This window comes from Hyphomonas oceanitis (assembly GCF_036964545.1).
In the GTDB taxonomy this organism is placed as follows: Bacteria; Pseudomonadota; Alphaproteobacteria; order Caulobacterales; family Hyphomonadaceae; genus Hyphomonas; species Hyphomonas oceanitis.
In genome coordinates, this window is record NZ_JBALTL010000003.1 from 1 (window position 1) to 17385 (window position 17385).

A 17385-nucleotide genomic window follows, 5' to 3' on the forward strand; every position below is an offset into this window, starting at 1 on the left:
CCAGAGGCATCCCTGCCTCACTCAACAGATGCGACTTTCTGGTCGCACCGTGAATGGCCCATTCCTCGGCATCGGGCTCAGGCGAAGCGGCAAGCATCGCACGAACCTCCTTCCATACCGCTTCATGCTCGGTCGCATCGATCCACCGTCCATGCAGTCGGCCGCCATTATAGGCCGCAAGGCATGCCACATAGATTCGAGGGCGTTCTACCCTGCAAGGCACTGCCGGTGCGGCTGTAGCATTGGTGTCCATGTCATCCTCCTTCCCGCCCTGTCGCTTTTCCCGGCAAGACGGGATGGGGCGGCGGAAGACGCGTCAGCCAGAGCGCACTAGGACTGGCTGCAAGGGGAACAGGTAGGACGCCACACAGAAACAGACGGCCCTCAAAGCCCGCCCCCTTGCGGCCAGGCCGCGCGCTGGCATACGCGCCGTCCGCCCCGGACCGGCATTCCGGAAACGCTCCCCGATGCCTTCACACGATCCTGCCGGTGTTCCCATCGCGCCTACGACCCCCTCTGCCCCGCAGCGAGGAAGCGCAGGCGCGGCGACAAGCCGGTGAGCCCCCGCAGCGCGCCGCACAGCGGCGTGACCGGAGACGAGCCGTGCCGGAGGCGGTGCTCATATCAGACAGGCGGGCGTGATCGCCGGACGCCAGGTCGGTGTCTCGCCCGTCTGCCGGCCGATGGTATGCCGGGCGAAGTCCGGCAGCAGCAAGGCGATGTGCGCACTGCCTCCGAACAGCCCCCCCGTCAGAGGGGTGTTCGCGTAATTCTACTTTCAAATGCACGCTTAGCCTGTAAAACTTGTCGGATGATACCTGACTACCAATCCTTGATGCGCCCTGTGCTTGAACACGCTGAACGCGGTGAAGTGCGGATTGGGGAACTCATCGATACATTGGCAGGAGAACTCAAACTAACCGACAACGAGCGCAACGAGCTGCTTCCCAGTGGAAAGCAGACCATCTTTGCCAATCGGGTGCATTGGGCGAAGACCTATCTAAAGCAGGCGGGCCTAGTTAAGCCGACGCGACGAGCTCATTTCGTGATCACAGCACGCGGCCACCAAGCGCTCGCTGATGCAAGTGCAAAGATCGACAACACCTATCTTAGACAGTTCGAAGAATTCCTTGCGTTTCAAAGTCGCAGTGTTGATCGAAATGAAACGCAGCCTCTCAACGACGAGACAATAAGTGAAATCACTCCCGATGAAGCGTTGCGCTCAGCGCATAGCCGCATCAATGAAAGCCTTGCTGCCGACTTACTCGACCGAGTTCGAGAGGCGTCACCTGCTTTCTTCGAGCTCCTCATCGTAAATCTACTCGTCGCGATGGGATATGGTGGAACTAGCGAAGAAGCAGGCCGCGCACTCGGTCAGTCGGGTGACAATGGGGTTGATGGTGTCATTGACCAGGATCCGCTCGGGGTCGATCAAATTTATCTACAAGCAAAGCGCTACGCGGAGGGAAACAATATTTCCGCCGGCGCCATCCGGGATTTTTTTGGGGCGCTTAGCCTCAAACGCGCGACAAAAGGAATTTTCGTGACTACGTCGGCATTTTCCTCTTCTGCGATCGAAACAGCGCGAGGGCTTGGTAGCAGAATTGTGCTTATAGACGGCGCCCAGCTCTCCAAACTCATGCTGAGATATAATATTGGCTGTCGTGATGAAGACGTCCTGCATCTGAAGAAAGTGGATGAGGACTTCTTCGACGCATGATCAATACCTATTCAGCCAAAAGCATTTCCGCCATGCCATCAAGCCTCGTCTTCACATGACGCCAATTAGGGGACTGCTTGTCTAGTAGCGCGTAGAAGCGCTTGCTGTGGTTGTGTTCGTACATATGGCAAAGTTCGTGCACAATAACATAATCGATGCAGTCTCGAGGAGCTCGAACAAGACGAGGGTTGAGACAAATCGCACCCGTGGGCGAACAATTCCCCCACTGCGTCTTCATCACCCTTAGCTTCAGCCTTGGTGTAGCGTCGACCCAGGACAAGTGCTCGGACAGATCCTCAAGTCTTCGCGAAAAGTACGCCATAGCGCGCGACCGATACCAACGATTCAGCCTGTCCCTGATCTCTTCGGCATTCTCGCACTTTGCCGTCACCTGCAACCGCCCCCCCATAAGCTTGACGCTTTCAAAATCATCACAGTCCTTTATGATTTTCAACACATAGCGCCGCCCCAGGTAAAAGTGCGTCTCTCCAGAGACATAGGTTCTTGGCAGAACATGCGCTTTTGAGATCTTCTGGATCTCAAGCTGAGTAGACACCCAACGAAGCCGTTTGCGGAGGGCAGTTACGATTTCTCCCTCTTCCTCCATCTGAGGCGCTTCGACTTCGACAATGCCGTTCGGGTGAACATGTATCCGGATCTTCCCAGTAATTTTCGAGTTGCGAACAATCTGGAACGGAATGACCTCGTCGCCATAAGTGATTGAGGCACTCATCTAAGCATCCCTCTGGCTAGTCCGAGCCGGGTCACTTCAACGAGCGTTTCAACAATGTTCTTCGCCTTCTCGAGCCCCACCTGCTTGAATAGGAGCGGCAGCACGTTCTTTCGAATTGCGGCTTCAATGCTCTGAGGGCTCAAGGAGTGTTCAGCAACCGCATCGGTTATAAATCCGTCGATCTGCACACTCAATTTTATCAGTCTGTCAGGATCGATGCTATCGACTGAAGTCGCCTGCTTGAGTATGCCAAAATAGGCAGAGGCGTGCCGGTTGTCTGCAATGGTACTCGGAATTCCAAGACTACCTCGTATAGAGACATCCTCCTCCAGATCCTTGAACAAGGCGTATTGCTTATACGGATGGTCGAAGAGCGCATCGGCCTCTCTGAGCGCCAGACGCAAAAGTTCAGAAAAGTGGGCCTGCGCGTATGGATCCGCTGCAAGTTCCTGCTCAATCGTCTTCTTCAATCGAGAGCGAATGATATCCGTCTCATTTCTGACTTTCTCTTCGGTCCAGTCTTCTGGATTTTCCCGTTTTCCTAATTCGTTGACGAGATAAACGCCAGCTGACTCAGCTATGTCCTCACCCACAACATACTTGTCGACCAGCCGTCTAATTTGATCTTCATAGGCGCTGAAATCGACGGTTTCTTGGGCGTCTTGTTTGGCAGTCCTTCTAATTTCGCTAAAGAATTTGAGGTCGCGCTTATACGTACTGATCTGCTCTTCTGAGACTGCGCCATCTTCAAAAAATGAGCGCGAGCCAAGCGCCACCTTCAGGCACATTCCAAACTCGGTTAACGCCTCATAGAAATCTTCGCGCACCTTCTGCCGCGTATCGACCATCGCGCCTGCAAAATCTTGTTCGAAATGAGGGATTAGAACTTGGCGGTATTGCTCTCGGTCTGCTTTGTTCCCGACGCTCGCAAATATCGCGACCAGACAGTCATGTAATTTGGTCAGTCTTTTGTACTCGGTAGAAACGTCTGCGTAGAGCCCCTCTATATCGTCCAGATCAAAACCGCCCTGCGTCCGCTTCGCCAGGTCCTGATAATCTGTAATCGCGGTATCGAGCTCTTTCAGAATACCGCGATAGTCTATGAGCAGTCCGTACGGTTTATGCTCATGCAAGCGATTCACCCGTGCAATTGCTTGTATCAGACTGTGCTGCTTGAGGGGTTTGTCGATGTAAAGAACCGCATTGCTCGGTTCATCAAAACCGGTGAGCAACTTGTCGACAACAATCAATATGTCTGGCGCGCCAGGCTCGGCAAAATCCTCGAGCACCTGGCGTTCATACTCCTCCGGATCGCCAGTTACGTGATCCTTCCACCATTGCTGCACTTCGGGTAGCTCGGCTTCATCAACATCCTCGTGCCCCTCCCGTGTGTCCGGCGGGGAGATAATGACCGCGCTGGTCACAAGTCCTGTCGCGTCCAGCGCCTTCTTGTATCGAACGGCCGACAGCTTGCTGTCGGTCGCAAGCTGTCCTTTCAAGTCTTTGTCCAGTGTTTTGAAGTTTTCGTGGAAATGGCTGGCGATATCCCAGGCAATCAGCTCAATCCGATTTCCTGAACCATAGAGGTGACCCTTTTTTCCGTACTTCTGTTTCAGGTCATGGCGTTGATCATCCGATAGTCCGCCCGTGATCCGATCAAACCAATTGTCGATCGCCGTCTCGTTGATATCGAGAATCGGACGCCGTTCTTCATACAGCAACGGCGTGACGGTTCCATCCTCAACTGCACGCTGCATGGTATAGGCGTGCACGATGGGTCCAAACTTGTTCGCTGTCTTGTCGTCCTTCAGCAAGGGCGTGCCTGTAAATGCGATGAAAGAGGCATTGGGCAAAGCCTGCTTCATGCGTTCGTGATTTTCACCGCTCTGGCCACGATGCCCCTCATCAACCAGAACAATCATATTCGGGCTGCCATTGAAGCACTCATGGGATCTCACTGCGCTCGCAAACCGCTGTACGGTCGAGAACAGAATACGCTCATCACCCTTGCCAATGCGGCGCGCGAGGTCTTGCCCACTGGTCGCCTTCGCATCTTTGGGTTTGGCCTTGTTTCCGAGTGCGCCGCCCGATGCAAACGTCCGTGACAATTGCTTCTCAAGATCAATCCGGTCCGTCACGACTACGACACGGCATTCGCTCAGACTGCGATAAAGTAGCAGCGCCTTGCAAAGCAGGACCATCGTAAAGCTCTTGCCGGACCCCGTCGTATGCCAGATCACGCCGCCCTCGCGCCCGCCGTCTGGGCGCAGCTTTGAAATCTGATCGACGAGCGCCTTTATCCCGAACACCTGTTGGTACCGCGCCGCAATCTTTCCTGCCTTTCGGTCGAAGAAGATAAAGAAGCGCATGAACTCGAGGAGGCGGCCGTGTGACAAGAGGCTGACGAGTAACCGGTCCTGGTCCGTCACCATCTGGGGGGCGGAAAAGAACTCCGTCAGCTGTTCCTGGACACCCCTCCCACGACCCTTGAGCAGTTTAAGCGTGCCTGTTGGCTGAGCTGCGTTCTTCAGATCCGAGACATGCTGTTCACTCAGCTCCTCCTCGCGCCATCTCGCCCAAAACTTCTTTGGCGTCTTGGTCGTCGCGTAACGACCGTCGTCACCACTAATCGACATCAGCAACTGACTATAGGCAAACAGGTGCGGGATCTCGTCCTGCTTCTGGTTCCGGATCGTTTGACTTATACCCTCCTCAAGCATCGACTTGTTTGGGTTACCCGAGTCGGGCCGCTTGGCTTCGATCACCACAAGAGGCAGGCCGTTGACGAAGCAAACGATGTCGGGCCGGCGCGTCCGCGTGCCATCGGTCGTCAGCACTTCGAACTCTTCCGTCACCGTGAATGTGTTGTTTGCGGGCTGGTCCCAGTCGATGATCGGTATCGTGGGCGAGTGGGACTTCCCATTCACAAATTCTGTAACGGTGATGCCCAGTAGCAGCTTATTATAAAGCGTCTCGCTCGCAGTCAGCAGGCCTTCCTGCATGTGCGGCGCGGTCAGGTCACGAACGATCTGGTCGATGGCATTTGTGGAAAGCGGATAGGTCTCGCCTTTGTACTCAAATCGCCGAGTCCTCAGAACATCCACCAGCACGCTATTCAACACGACGGCCTTGTTCCCGCCTCGCATGTCCAGGCACGCAGCAGGCGGCAGATACTCCCACCCCATCGCCATCAGCAGGCGAAGAGCAGGAATTTGCGCCGTATAAATTTCGGCGGTGTTGGGTCGGCTCACTCAGGCTCCCCCCAGACGTTTGCAGATGCAGCATCAAAGAAAACCACTTCGAGCGGGTGGCGTTCGTAGCGCAGTGCCGCCAATGCTTGTGCCCTCGCGATGATCTGCTTGTTTTCTTCGCTTTCCGGATCGCCATACAGGCTGACATACATCTTGCGGAATTTGCCACGGCCCAGGCGTTTTAGAATATGATCATCATTTTCCGCCAGCGAATGCCCAAACACAAAGAAGCAATGTGTTCCTGTGCCCGCATTCGCTGTGAGCACCTTGAAACACTGATAGAGGTACGCGTGGTGGCGAATTTTCGATTTCTTCTGCGCGCTAGTTCCCTCAGCCACGAACAGCGGAAATTTCCCTGCCTCTATGGCTTCGCGCGACTGATCTACCAGAGGTTCGCCTTTGCGCACCCAAGTGTATTTCTGGAGTTCGGATCCAGCATCAAACAAGTGCACCGCACCGTGCAGGAAATGAATGTTCGCTGAGTGGGCCGCCGTCTCTCCTTGCCAAACGACATAGTCGGTGTCGGGATCATCCTCGTCATTGCCAAAGCTGTCGTTCTTGGAAAGATTAACAGGCGCCCCTTCCTCAGGGACGTCATCGTGCATGAGTGTCCAATAGAGCAGGAGGTCGTAGTTTAGCGAGAAGACGTGACCTGGCTGGTTTCCAGCCAGGAAATGGCTGAGAAACCTACGGCACGCCCAAAACTCATCATCAAATATATCGTTCGGGCGCTCCGGGTGGTTCGCGGCGATAGTAGAGACAAGAATTTCTTTCAACGCCTCGGCGTGATCGATCATTCTCTTTGCGCCCACCTTACTCTCCGGCGCATAGAAGGGCAGCAATTTGGAAGCAGCTTCAAGGGTTCTGATCACGACTTCAAAGTCTTGAGTGCCTAGAACTTCAAATGCTTGCTGTACTTCAGGAATGGCGGAAAAATCCGCCTGTGCGTATAGAGAGGCATAGTGAAATATCTCGGCACGGCATCCAATACTGAAACCATTCCCAAGCAACAGATGGCGTTTAGTAAATTGCGCGCTGTCAGCAATGGCTTCGTCAAAAGTCGAAATACGAGGCATCTGAACCCCCTCACAAATTATCAAAGACTGAGCCCATGCGTGGGCTGAAGAGGCGTTCGTATGTTTTCAATAGATATGCGTCTGTCATGCCAGCAACGTGGTCGCAGATCACACGTTGAGGTGTCTCAGATATTTCGTAGAGCGCGTAGGCATAGCGAGGAAGCAGTCGTTTAGGGTCGGAAGCTAATGCCTCAAACACCGAGACTACCATTTTCTGACCTTTGAATTCCAAGTGTTGAACTCCTGGATCCAGAATGACTTCATCGCGAACCACGTCGTGAAGGGCATCAAGAAACTGTCGCTGAGGTCTTTTGAGTTTTGCTCGATATCGCAAAAGAGGGTCAGAAAACTCGGTTCGCTCTTCAAATTCGATTGCCGTCATGAAGTGATGGACGAGTCTACTAATGCAGTGCTTCCGACCATCGCTACCTGAGAACAACATCTCTATGAACAGTTCGCGGACTTTGTCGTCGTCCACATTTCCATAGTCGTCCGGATATTTCTGCTTCAGCGCGTCGATGAACGATTGGCACTCAGTCGTTAGGACCGCACCGAAAAATTCTTCCTTCGTCAAAAGTCCGACCGCGATAGCGTCTTCGAGATCATGAACGCCGTATGATATGTCATCAGCGACATCCATAATGCTGCAATCGAGAGATTTATGTATCGGCTTGTTATGTGTCGGATTGCCGTTTTTGTCTCGCTTTTCTTCGACGCGCTGAAACTCCTCACGTTCGCCTTGATCAACCTTCTCAAGAATCCAATCAACGACCTCCTGTTCCGAGTCGAGATAGCACTTCGGCGGATTAGAGGCCTTCACATTGATCAACCTAATTGAAGAGGGTGTTTCATCTAGCTTGGGGTTGAGCTTGTTTGTAACGCTGAACGAAGCGGGATATTTCAGGACGCCCAATAGCGTTCTTCGGGATAGGTTCGCGCCGGCTGCTTTCGAAAAATTTTCGAGTTTGGAAAGAATTCGCAGCGTCTGCCCGTTGCCTTCGAAACCACCATCTTTCCGCATGCAGTAGTTGAGCGCCACTTCGCCGCCATGACCGAACGGTGGGTGCCCCAAATCATGGGTACACCCGATTGCTTGCACAAGACTCCTGTCCGGAAGATGCTTCACCACTTCTTTACCCGCATAATCCTTCGCGAGTTGCTTGGTGAGTCCGCCTGCAATTTGCGCGACCTCAAGAGAATGCGTCAGCCTGGTGCGATAGAAGTCACTGTCGCCGAGATTCAAGATTTGCGTCTTTCCTTGGAGCCGCCGAAACGATGCCGAATGGATGACACGCGCATAATCGATATCGCCAGCTTCCCGGGCGTCCTCTGATTGCGGTCGCCATTGCTCTTTTCGATCAAACCAGATCATGCCGCCATCTCCTTTATGTTGACGCGCCGCTTTCCGGTGAGGAGTTGCTGCATCAGGGCGGCTTTTTCGGTTCTTAGGGTTTGAAGTTTTTGACGAAGGATTGTCGCATTCCGGTCGGCAATATTTAGCCGAAGCGCCACAGCACGCTGTTCGTCCAAAGGCGGACAATATAGTTCGAGCGCCTTGACTTCTTTGGTGCTGACGGCTGGGTAGTTTGAGCCAGCTACCAATCCATGAAGCTGACGCGATACGGACTCGGAAAAAAGCCAGTGCAATATGAAGTCGATATCGGCTTTTGGTGTGGCCCTTAGCACTGCGAATCCGGTAGAGGCTACTAAGTCTGCATCGCTTCGGCGAATTTTGGCAAAACCCTGAAGATTGGGACGAACCGTCGACATAATTATATCGCCTTGACGAACGATCTTCCGAGCACGTGATGGAGCATTCCCGAATCTCATTTGGGATAGTTTATTGGCCACCTCGCCGTCGGCGACTTCGCTCAGTGAGATGTATCGAAAACCAAAGTCGGGCGATGTTGCTTCGCTAAGCGTCTCGGGATCAACCTGAACAGCCGCGCTGAGCTTGATTGCAAGCCACTTTCCTTCAAATCCCGGCAAGCGTTTCTCGCCGGTGAGGAGTTGCTGCATGAGCGCTTTTTTCTGGGCCTCGCTGGCGACGATGAGCTTTTCGGTGGTGTCAATCGCGCGGTCCCAGGTGGCTAGGATCTCCGCAATCCGCCGCTGTTCCTCAATGGGAGGAAGGTCGACGGGAATGAGCGAAAAGTCATCGAAATAGAGCCGCAAGCGATCCGATGTGAGCCCATAGGAATAGGCCCAAAGCAGATAGATCATTCGTGACGATTTGAAGAGATAAGCCGCAAATAGCGGATCGATTCTTGGTGTCGGCTTCAGAACGACATAGGCAGGACTGACAAGCGCTGGATATCTGGCCAAACCGGAAGCCCCCTGCCACATCCGCATCATATTGTATGCAATGTCGCCCGCCTCGACGCGCAAGTGATCTTCCGGAGCGAGATTGGTGTCAGTTTTCCGCTCCAAACTATCGCGTTCAACAAGTCCGTCATGAAGGGTCACCGAAAGGGTTGGCAGCCCAGCGACGCCTCTGGTTCTGCGGCTCTTGAACACATCACCTAGCCGGACAGTCGACCACCCCTCAGGAGGCATAACCCAGCTCCTTCAAATACAAGTCCATTTTCGCTTCCAGCTCAGCGAGTTCCGCCTTCAGCGTCTCGCGCTCAGCTCGCACCGCCATCAAGTCAATCTCAGGCTCGGCCTCGAATGTATCGACATAACGGGGAATGTTGAGATTGTAGTCGTTTGCCGCCATCTCTTCACGACTAACCAGAGCGGCATATTTTTCCACGCCTTTCGGATCGCGCGCCTCGTAAGCCTTCATGATCGCCTTCAAGTTGTCTTCGCTCAGCTGGTTCTGGTTCTTGCCGGACACAAAATCCCGGCTGGCATCAATGAACAGCGTCGCCTCATCCGATTTGCGCTTTCTCAGCACAAGGATCGCCGCCGGAATGCCCGTTCCGTAGAACAGTTTCTCCGGCAGGCCGATCACGGCATCGATCAGGTTTTCGTCGACCAGTTTCTTGCGTATCTTTCCCTCCGCCGCGCCTCGAAACAGAACGCCATGCGGAACTACCACGGCCATACGTCCGGTCTTGGGTTTCAGGGTCTCGACCATGTGCAGAATGAAGGCGTAGTCGCCCTTGGTGCGCGGTGGCAAGCCGCGCCGAAAGCGGCCAAATTTATCATCTTCCGCCGTGCCATGGCCCCACTTATCCAGGCTGAACGGGGGATTTGCGACAACAATGTCGAAATGCTTCAGCTTGTCGTCCCCATCCAAAAGCTTAGGATTTCGAATGGTGTCGCCCCATTCAACACGGTGGTTATCTTCGCCATGCAGGAACATGTTCATCTTGGCGAGTGCCCAGGTGGAGCCGATCGCCTCTTGACCGTACAGGGCATATTTTTTGGAGCCATAGCGCTCATGAATGAGGCGTCCGCATTTCATCAGCAATGAGCCAGACCCGCAGGCGGGGTCGCAGATCTCGTCGCCTTCCTTGGGATCGACCAGCTTTGACATCAATTCCGAGACTTCCGGGGGCGTGTAGAACTCGCCCGCGCTCTTCCCGGAGCTTGCCGCGAACTGCTTGATCAGGAACTCGTAAGCATTGCCAATGATGTCCAACTGGCCAATCCGGCTCGGCCGCAGGTTCATCGTGTCCCGATGAAAGTCCTCCAGCAGGTCGCGCAGCAATTCGTTCTTTTGTGACTCCTCGCCCAAGCGATTTGAATTGAAGCTGATGTCCTGAAATACGTCCCGAAGTTTGGTGATATTGGCCTCTTCAATCGCGTGCAGGGCCTTGTCGATCCGTTCGCCATTTCCAGCTTCATGGCGACGGGCGTAGATTGAATAGAAGTCGGCGCCTTTGGGCAAGCTGAACCGCTCGGCCTTCATCATTTCTGCGATCAGATCTGGTTCGTCACCATACTCCTTCGCGTAACCATCCTGATGGTCCTGCCAGACATCACTGATGTACTTCAAGAACAGCATCGTCAGGACATAATCCTTGTAGATCGATGCATCGACCGTGCCCCGGAACGTGTCACACGCTTTCCAGACGGCGTTATTGATGTCTTCCTGTTTGACTTGCTTGGTCATGGTCTTGCCCTCTGCGCATTCTGAAAGAGACCCAATGCCAGGGCCTCCATTTGCTGTGTTCTGTTTTCCATGAGTCGGGTGAGCGTGGCGCGCTCTTCTCGCGCGGCCCGCCAAAGCTCGACGATCACTTCCTGCTGGGCCAGGGAGGGAACAATAATCGGCATCTCCTCCAGAGCCCGGCGACGAACATTTGGGATGTGCGCGCCAGTGGATCGCTGTGCGAGATACTCTTGTGCAGGCCGTTGATTGATCTGCCATGCGAGGAACCCGGGCAGCACGCGACCCTTGTCGGCTGCGCTCAACACAAAGAACTGCGGAGCGCATACTGTATGGTCAGGCGTATTCATTAGCGGATAGGCGAATGTACGCGTTCCCCGCGCCGCGAAAATAACGTCGTCGTCGGTTAGCCATTGAGGATCTCGCTTCGAAGGGAGCGCGACAGTCGGAACGCAAGCCCAGTCAAGCTCAGCCTCCGTGTCGACGTGCTTGAGTTGGATGAAATGAACGCCCCCCTTATCCAGCGCTTCCGCTGAACTTCGCAAAGGATAGCCTGCCGAAACATCGGCCACTTCCATCAATTCAAGAATTTTTGCATCATTCGACATGAGGCATATATACATCGCAGAAGGAGCAATGCAAATCTTTTTTTGCATCATACATAATGATGCATATTTACTATCTACCATAATGTCGATGAGCCCACACGTTGCCTAGTGGTATGCAGGTATTGCGCCGACCCCATTCACGGTCGGATTTATCGTTTGGGGAAATGTGAGGTAAGTACTATCGAGCCACGCCGTGCCGTTTCGCCACAAACTCGCCTCCGCAGGATCGATTGCCGAAATCGATTCACAAGGCCATCATCCTGGGCGACCAACCTCTCTCCCGGCAAGAGCGCGCGACTGGCAAGCCTTTACCCCGATCGCACGGGAAAGAGGCTGGGCCGTTGTGCATCGTTTATCGCACCGCCGTCGTTTGCAGCTGACAGGTAACCGATTACACCTTTAACTTCTGCAAGTCGCGCAGGATGCTGATTACAAGATTGTGTGCGTCCTCATTCTCATCTGGTCGGACGATGATCGCAGCGACGGAAAGTTTCAGAGCGAGACCTTGAGGAGTGCTTGCACGTAAGGCTGGCAGGGCAGTGAGAAGACCATGCTTCGTCGCATGCAATGCGTCCAGGCGCTCGTCGATTGAATCCAGCTCTGCAACCTCAGGAATAGCGGCGCACTCCTGCTCAGAAAGTTCGAGCCAGCTTCGCTCGTGAATGAGATAGTTTTCGAGCTTTTGCCAACGTCTTATCAGAGCTTCGTGTTCTTCCTCGCGAGCGAGCCAGGCTCTGCAAACGTCGACAGACGCATCCGTCTGCGCGGGGAGATCTTTTACAGTAGCGACCGCAACTGATCCCGCGATGATTTGCCGGCGTGAGAGTTCAAGAATAGCGCGTGAATCAGCATCCGCCGCGCCAAGAGGGCGTCGCGACATTGGTTTACCTTTATGGTACATGTGAGTCGTTTAGGTGCACGCACCATAACAGCGTGATCGTTTTAAGTAAATATGATTGTAAAAAGATAATGACAGTTTTAACTTCCGCCCAAATTCGGGCCGCGCGCGCCCTTCTAGATTGGACGCAGCCGAAACTAGCTGAGGTAGCAAAGTTGTCTGTGCCTACCGTCCGTCGGATGGAGGGTGCCCGGGGACCTTCGGCAAGTACGGAGGCAAATGTAGAAGCTGTGCGTCGCGCGCTGGAAGAAGGGGGAGTTGTTTTCCTTAGTCACAATGAAACCAAGGATGGTGGTGTGGGCGTAAGGCTGAACAAATGAAGTCGGTGAGCGCGCAGTTTGAGAAGCGTGTATCATACTCTCCGATTTGCCGATCGATTCCATAGTCCCAGTTTCAAATAAAGCTGACTCAACCTAACGCCAACACCGGCCCCAGCCACCCATCAATCGCCTCCGCCACATCCCGCTTCAAATCCGCATACTCCGCCCGGATATAGTGCTTGCGTGCCACGCTCGCGGTCTGGCCATGGTTATGCCAGATGTCCAACCAGCGTTCGTCGACCCCCGCATCAATGAGATGTGTCTTCATCGTGCGGCGCAGGTCACGCGGATTCCAGTCCGGAAAACCGAGCTGCTTGTTTAACCGCTTCGCCCCACGTGAAATAGCGGCGATCGTCAGCGGCTCTGCTGGATCGCGAGGATTGGACAGGAGGTAGGGCGAGCGCGGGTGCGCCAGATCAAGACACCGCGCGACAAGCGGAGCAGCGGTCGTGGTAATCGGTAGACGATGCGACTTGCCGTTCTTGGTCTCTGGTAAGGCCAGCCACCCATCGCGCCAGTTGGCGGCGAGGCTCATGCTCACTTCCGTCACGCGCAGGCCGCCCATGGCGATCATCAGTTTCAAAACGCGGTGCGTTGGATGGTTCTCGTCCAACGCATGCCAGAGCGTCTTTAGTTCGTCGTTCGAGAGATACCGGTCACCCGGTTTGCCCTTGGGCACCGTCGGCAGCTGTTCGGCTATGTTTGAGGTGATGCCATAATCGCGCGCGCCACCGCGGAAGTCGTACCGGTTCTTCACCGCCCATTTCCAAGCCGTGACAATGTAGGAGCGAAGGTGCGGCGCATAGTTCGGACTTCGGGCGTAGCTTTCTGCCATCCAGGCCTGGAGGTCATGGATCGTCACTTCCCCCGCGCGCGGCATGCCGCCATGCCGCTCCACCAGGAAGGGCAGCAGCGCATACTTCCCGTCCATCAGCGTGCCCTTGATGCGCCCATAGGATTTCACACCCCGGGCTTTCATATCGGCAACGTAGTCGGCAAAAAAGTTGGCGGCAGACGCTGACACGGCATCGGCCACCGCCTCCGCCCGCGCGGCCGCAGTAGGCGCCAGCGTACGTAATTCCCGGAACTCTCCGGCGCGCATTCTGGCCTCTCGGAGGCCGATCTCGGGATAGGCGCCAATGCGGACCCGCACCGTCTTGCCGCTCAGCTTCCGCACAGCCGAAAATGTCTTTGCGCCGGTCTTGGCCACCCGTACTTTCAGGCAGGATTCGATCGTGTCGGAATAGTCTCCGGCGTCGGTCACAGCCGAAAGCCAGGTATCCGTAAGGCGCAGTTTTGCCATGAGTTTTTGATCTCCGGTTACCGTATGGTTACCACGGAGCCATTTGTGAGCAAAGTCTAACTTTTTCAAATTTATAATACATTGTTTTTAATGTTCTTTTGGTGGCCCCGGCGCGATTCGAACGCGCGACCTACAGATTAGGAATCTGTTGCTCTATCCTGCTGAGCTACGGGACCACACGGGGTAGGCTATACGGCATGCCGGTGCGGGATTGAAGCCTGTCATGGGTGGTTTTCGCGGGGCCTCCGCGTGTTAAGACAGGGTGTTCGTGGGGTATTCAAGGGTTGTTCAGGGGAGTTTGCGGGGCGTGACCGGGGTGTGGCAGGGCCTTTTCGGGGCGCTTCTGGTGCTGGCCGCCTGTAGCGGGCCCGATCCGCTGGCCGGAACGCAGCCCGGCGAGCATGGCCGCGTGGTGCGCGTAATCGATGGTGACGCGCTCGTGCTGGACACTGGGCAGAGCGTGCGGCTGATCGGGATCGAGGCGCCTGCCGGGCCCTACAAGGACCGGGAGGGGGCGCCGTTCTACACAGAGTCCAAGCGGATGCTGGAGGACATGGCGCTTGGGCGCGAGGTGCAACTCTTCTATGCCGGGCTGACGCGCGACCGGTATGACCGGGCGCTGGCGCATGTGATGACGACGGACGCGCTGGGGCCGGACCTGTGGCTGAACCGGGAGATGGTGGCGCGCGGCGGGGCGCGGGTGCGGGTGTATCCGGATACGGCCGGGGCGAACGGTTTGCTGCTGGCGCCGGAGGCCAAGGCCCGTGAGGCGAAACTGGGCCTCTGGAAGACGAAGGCCTATCGCATTCCCGTGGCGAGTGACCTGCCGGAGCCGTTCGAGAAGTTCCAGCTGGTGGAGGGCGTGACGGGCGAGCGCCTCAGCACCGATGAGCAGGGCGCCTCGTGCGAGCTGGCGCTCGCGGAGTCGGCGCTGACGCTGGAAATCCAGACCTCGGCGGCGGCGCTGTGCCAGACGCCAATGGGCACGGCGGTGCGGGCACGAGGCTATGTTTACAGGGGCAAGCTGGAGATTTCGCATCCGTTGAACCTGGAGACACTGCCGCGCGATTAGGGGCGGGCATTCACAAGCGGCTGCGTTTGTCCGATACAAGGACAGTCAAACCACTGGGAGACGACGCGCATGCTGGGCATATATATCCTGATCGGACTGGGCGTTATCGTGCTGGTCGCGGTCATCCTGATCTATAACGGACTGGTGCAGAAGCGGCAGATGGTGCGCAATGGCTGGGCCGATGTGGACGTTCAGCTGAAGCGGCGGGCGGACCTGATCCCGCGCTTGATCGAGACGGTGAGGGGCTATGCCGCGCACGAGAACACGCTGTTCCAGGAAGTGGTGGCGAAACGCGGCGCGGCGCTGGCGGCGGGCGATGACCCCGTGGCGCGCGGCACGGCCGAGTCGGCCCTGTCGCAACCCGTGGCGCGGCTGGTGGCCGTGGCTGAGGCCTATCCGGACCTCAAGGCGAACCAGAACTTTCTCGACCTTCAGAAAGAACTGGTCGACACCGAGAACAAGATCGAGATGGCGCGGCGCTTCTTCAATGGCGCGGTGCGCGAGCTGAACATTGCGGTGGAGAGTTTCCCCGCGAACCTGATGGCGGGACCGTTCGGCTTCCAGCAGAGCCCGTTCTTCGAGATCGAGACGGCCGACCGGGCGTTGCCGAACGTCAACTTCCGGGGCGCATGATGGGTATACGTCGCTTTCTTCTGGGCCTGATGGCCGCGCTGTTCGTACTAACCGCCACGGCGGAGGAGCGGATCAACCGGTTTGATGTGGCGATCAATGTGGAACGCGACGGCGATATCGTGGTCAGCGAGACGCTCGACGTGACGGCGGAGGGCTACCAGATCCAGCGCGGGATATTCCGTCTGCTGCCGCGCTATTATGAAGATGAAGGCGCCAAGTTGCCCTTCGACTACAAGATATTGAGCGTGACGCGGGACGGGGTGCGCGAGCCCTATGAGACCTCGACCGACGGCAATGCGATGCAGCTGCGAATCGGGGATGCGAATACCTATCTCGAGAATGGTGAGCATATTTACGAGATCCGCTACCGGGTGAAGAATCAGGTGCGTTATTTCGACGACATGGATGAATTCTACTGGAATGCCACAGGCAATTACTGGGACTTCCCGATTGATGTGGCCGACGTGACAATCACCTTTCCCGAAGGCGTTCAGGTGAAAGAACACGCGTCCTATACGGGTGCGGTGGGCGCCGCACATTCCGACTCTTCCTATCGTGACGAAGGCAATGTGCAGCGGTTCACAACGACACGTCCCTTGCAGCCTGGCCAAGGCCTGACCGTCACTGTCGGCATTGAGAAAGGACTGATCGACCCGCCTTCGAACGCGGACGAGACGCGGCGCTGGTGGCAACGCAATGGCGCGCTGGCGATCCTGATCGCGTCCCTGCTGGGTGTGTTCTGGTTTTCATGGCGCAACTTCAATCGCGTCGGGCGCGACCCTGTGAAGGGGCCGGTGTTTCCGCATTATGCGCCACCAGAAGACTATTCACCGGCCGCCGTGCATTACATCTACAATCGGGGCCTTTCGGGACACAAGGCGCTGATCGCCACACTGATGAACCTGGCCGTGAAGGGGCACCTCATCATCGATGCCGGCAAGGACAAGGTTACGACACTGACGCGCACCGAAACCCGGCAGAAGTCCGCCACGCTGGCGGCGGAAGACCTGAATCTGGAGGCAGGCCTTTTCGGCGCACAAGCAACGCGGATGCTGGGCAAGGTGACTGATCCCGCCTTCCTCAAGACCTATACAAAATTCACATCGACGCTTGAGCGCAAATATGGCGACACGTATTTCCGCTGGAATATCGGCTACACTATCATCGCCATCCTGCTGAGCGGCGGGGCGATCACACTGGCCGTGTTGCAGGCGACGCAATGGTCGTGGTGGCATATGGGCCTGGTCATCGGCATTATCGCGCTGAATGGCTGGTTCATGTATCTGATGCCGGCGCCGACGAAACTCGGCCAGAATGTGCGCACCGAAATTGAAGGCTTCAAGCTGTATATGGAGACGGCCGAGAAGCTGCAGCTGAACGCTGTCGAGGTGGGGAGCGAAGCGCCGCCGCCGATGACGGCAGAGCGCTATGAGACCTTCCTGCCCTATGCGATTGCGCTGGACGTGGAAAAGCCGTGGACGAAGCATTTCGAGAAACTGATGCCGGAAGCGGCGAAGGCCTATAATCCGGTCTGGACCAATATGGCCGCGAACGGGTTCAGCGATGTGGGCCATATGACGAGCGGCATGGTCAGCTCGATCAGCTCGGGCGTTACGAGTTCAATGCCGCAAAGCTCAAGCTCGTCCGGCTCTGGCGGGGGCGGCTTCTCCGGTGGGGGCGGCGGTGGCGGTGGCGGCGGTGGCTGGTAGCC

General features: G+C 56.0%; 15 protein-coding genes and 1 tRNA gene. 5 read left to right on the forward strand and 11 right to left on the reverse strand.

Annotated elements, in window-relative coordinates:
- The coding region (locus V7651_RS09095) for an antirestriction protein ArdA (RefSeq protein ID WP_335612992.1) at positions 1–253 on the reverse strand (253 nt) is incomplete at its 3' end.
- A gap of 558 nt (positions 254–811) precedes the next feature.
- Between V7651_RS09095 and V7651_RS09100 the strand changes: the two genes are divergently transcribed.
- Positions 812–1720, forward strand: coding sequence for a restriction endonuclease (locus V7651_RS09100; protein ID WP_335612993.1), 909 nt, complete (start codon positions 812–814; stop codon positions 1718–1720).
- Between the two features lie 7 nt (positions 1721–1727).
- On the opposite strand, the gene V7651_RS09105 is transcribed toward V7651_RS09100, so the two are convergent.
- The 8 genes from V7651_RS09105 to V7651_RS09140 all read right to left on the reverse strand — a co-directional run bounded on the left by V7651_RS09105 (position 1728) and on the right by V7651_RS09140 (position 12349).
- On the reverse strand, positions 1728–2453 hold the full coding sequence (locus tag V7651_RS09105) for a M48 family metallopeptidase (RefSeq protein WP_335612994.1): 726 nt from the start codon (positions 2451–2453) through the stop codon (positions 1728–1730).
- Positions 2450–5704: a type I restriction endonuclease subunit R gene (locus tag V7651_RS09110; RefSeq protein WP_335612995.1), complete on the reverse strand. Its 3255-nt coding sequence runs from the start codon at positions 5702–5704 to the stop codon at positions 2450–2452. The genes V7651_RS09105 and V7651_RS09110 overlap by 4 nt, the downstream gene beginning before the upstream one ends.
- A complete protein-coding gene (locus tag V7651_RS09115; RefSeq protein WP_335612996.1) occupies positions 5701–6780 on the reverse strand; it encodes a DUF4917 family protein in 1080 nt (359 codons plus the stop codon). Before V7651_RS09115 ends, V7651_RS09110 begins: the two co-directional genes overlap by 4 nt.
- A gap of 10 nt (positions 6781–6790) precedes the next feature.
- On the reverse strand, positions 6791–8152 hold the full coding sequence (locus V7651_RS09120; RefSeq protein ID WP_335612997.1) for an anti-phage deoxyguanosine triphosphatase: 1362 nt from the start codon (positions 8150–8152) through the stop codon (positions 6791–6793).
- Positions 8149–9246 (reverse strand): restriction endonuclease subunit S, encoded by a 1098-nt coding sequence (locus V7651_RS09125; RefSeq protein ID WP_335612998.1) that lies wholly within the window; start codon positions 9244–9246, stop codon positions 8149–8151. The genes V7651_RS09120 and V7651_RS09125 overlap by 4 nt, the downstream gene beginning before the upstream one ends.
- Before the next feature lie 79 nt (positions 9247–9325).
- Complete coding sequence (locus V7651_RS09130) at positions 9326–10843, reverse strand: type I restriction-modification system subunit M (protein ID WP_335612999.1); 1518 nt, start codon at positions 10841–10843, stop codon at positions 9326–9328.
- The gene (locus V7651_RS09135) at positions 10840–11448 is read right to left on the reverse strand and encodes a restriction endonuclease subunit S (protein ID WP_335613000.1); all 609 of its coding nucleotides are present in this window, start codon (positions 11446–11448) and stop codon (positions 10840–10842) included. The genes V7651_RS09130 and V7651_RS09135 overlap by 4 nt, the downstream gene beginning before the upstream one ends.
- Before the next feature lie 391 nt (positions 11449–11839).
- Positions 11840–12349 (reverse strand): hypothetical protein, encoded by a 510-nt coding sequence (locus V7651_RS09140; protein WP_335613001.1) that lies wholly within the window; start codon positions 12347–12349, stop codon positions 11840–11842.
- 68 nt (positions 12350–12417) lie between these two features.
- Between V7651_RS09140 and V7651_RS18680 the strand changes: the two genes are divergently transcribed.
- Positions 12418–12666 (forward strand): transcriptional regulator, encoded by a 249-nt coding sequence (locus tag V7651_RS18680; protein WP_418887236.1) that lies wholly within the window; start codon positions 12418–12420, stop codon positions 12664–12666.
- An 88-nt stretch (positions 12667–12754) separates the two neighbouring features.
- On the opposite strand, the gene V7651_RS09145 is transcribed toward V7651_RS18680, so the two are convergent.
- Both V7651_RS09145 and V7651_RS09150 read right to left on the reverse strand, forming a co-directional pair.
- Positions 12755–13969, reverse strand: a complete 1215-nt coding sequence (locus V7651_RS09145; protein WP_335613002.1) for a tyrosine-type recombinase/integrase — start codon at positions 13967–13969, stop codon at positions 12755–12757.
- Positions 13970–14068: 99 nt separating this feature from the next.
- A tRNA-Arg gene (locus V7651_RS09150) sits at positions 14069–14145 on the reverse strand.
- A gap of 131 nt (positions 14146–14276) precedes the next feature.
- Here V7651_RS09150 and V7651_RS09155 point away from each other — a divergent pair.
- The 3 genes from V7651_RS09155 (at position 14277) to V7651_RS09165 (ending at position 17383) form a co-directional block, all read left to right on the forward strand.
- On the forward strand, positions 14277–15041 hold the full coding sequence (locus V7651_RS09155) for a thermonuclease family protein (protein ID WP_335613003.1): 765 nt from the start codon (positions 14277–14279) through the stop codon (positions 15039–15041).
- Positions 15042–15110: 69 nt separating this feature from the next.
- A complete protein-coding gene (locus V7651_RS09160) occupies positions 15111–15674 on the forward strand; it encodes a LemA family protein (protein WP_156950382.1) in 564 nt (187 codons plus the stop codon).
- Positions 15671–17383, forward strand: coding sequence for a DUF2207 domain-containing protein (locus V7651_RS09165; RefSeq protein WP_335613004.1), 1713 nt, complete (start codon positions 15671–15673; stop codon positions 17381–17383). The genes V7651_RS09160 and V7651_RS09165 overlap by 4 nt, the downstream gene beginning before the upstream one ends.
- Positions 17384–17385 lie beyond the last annotated feature (2 nt).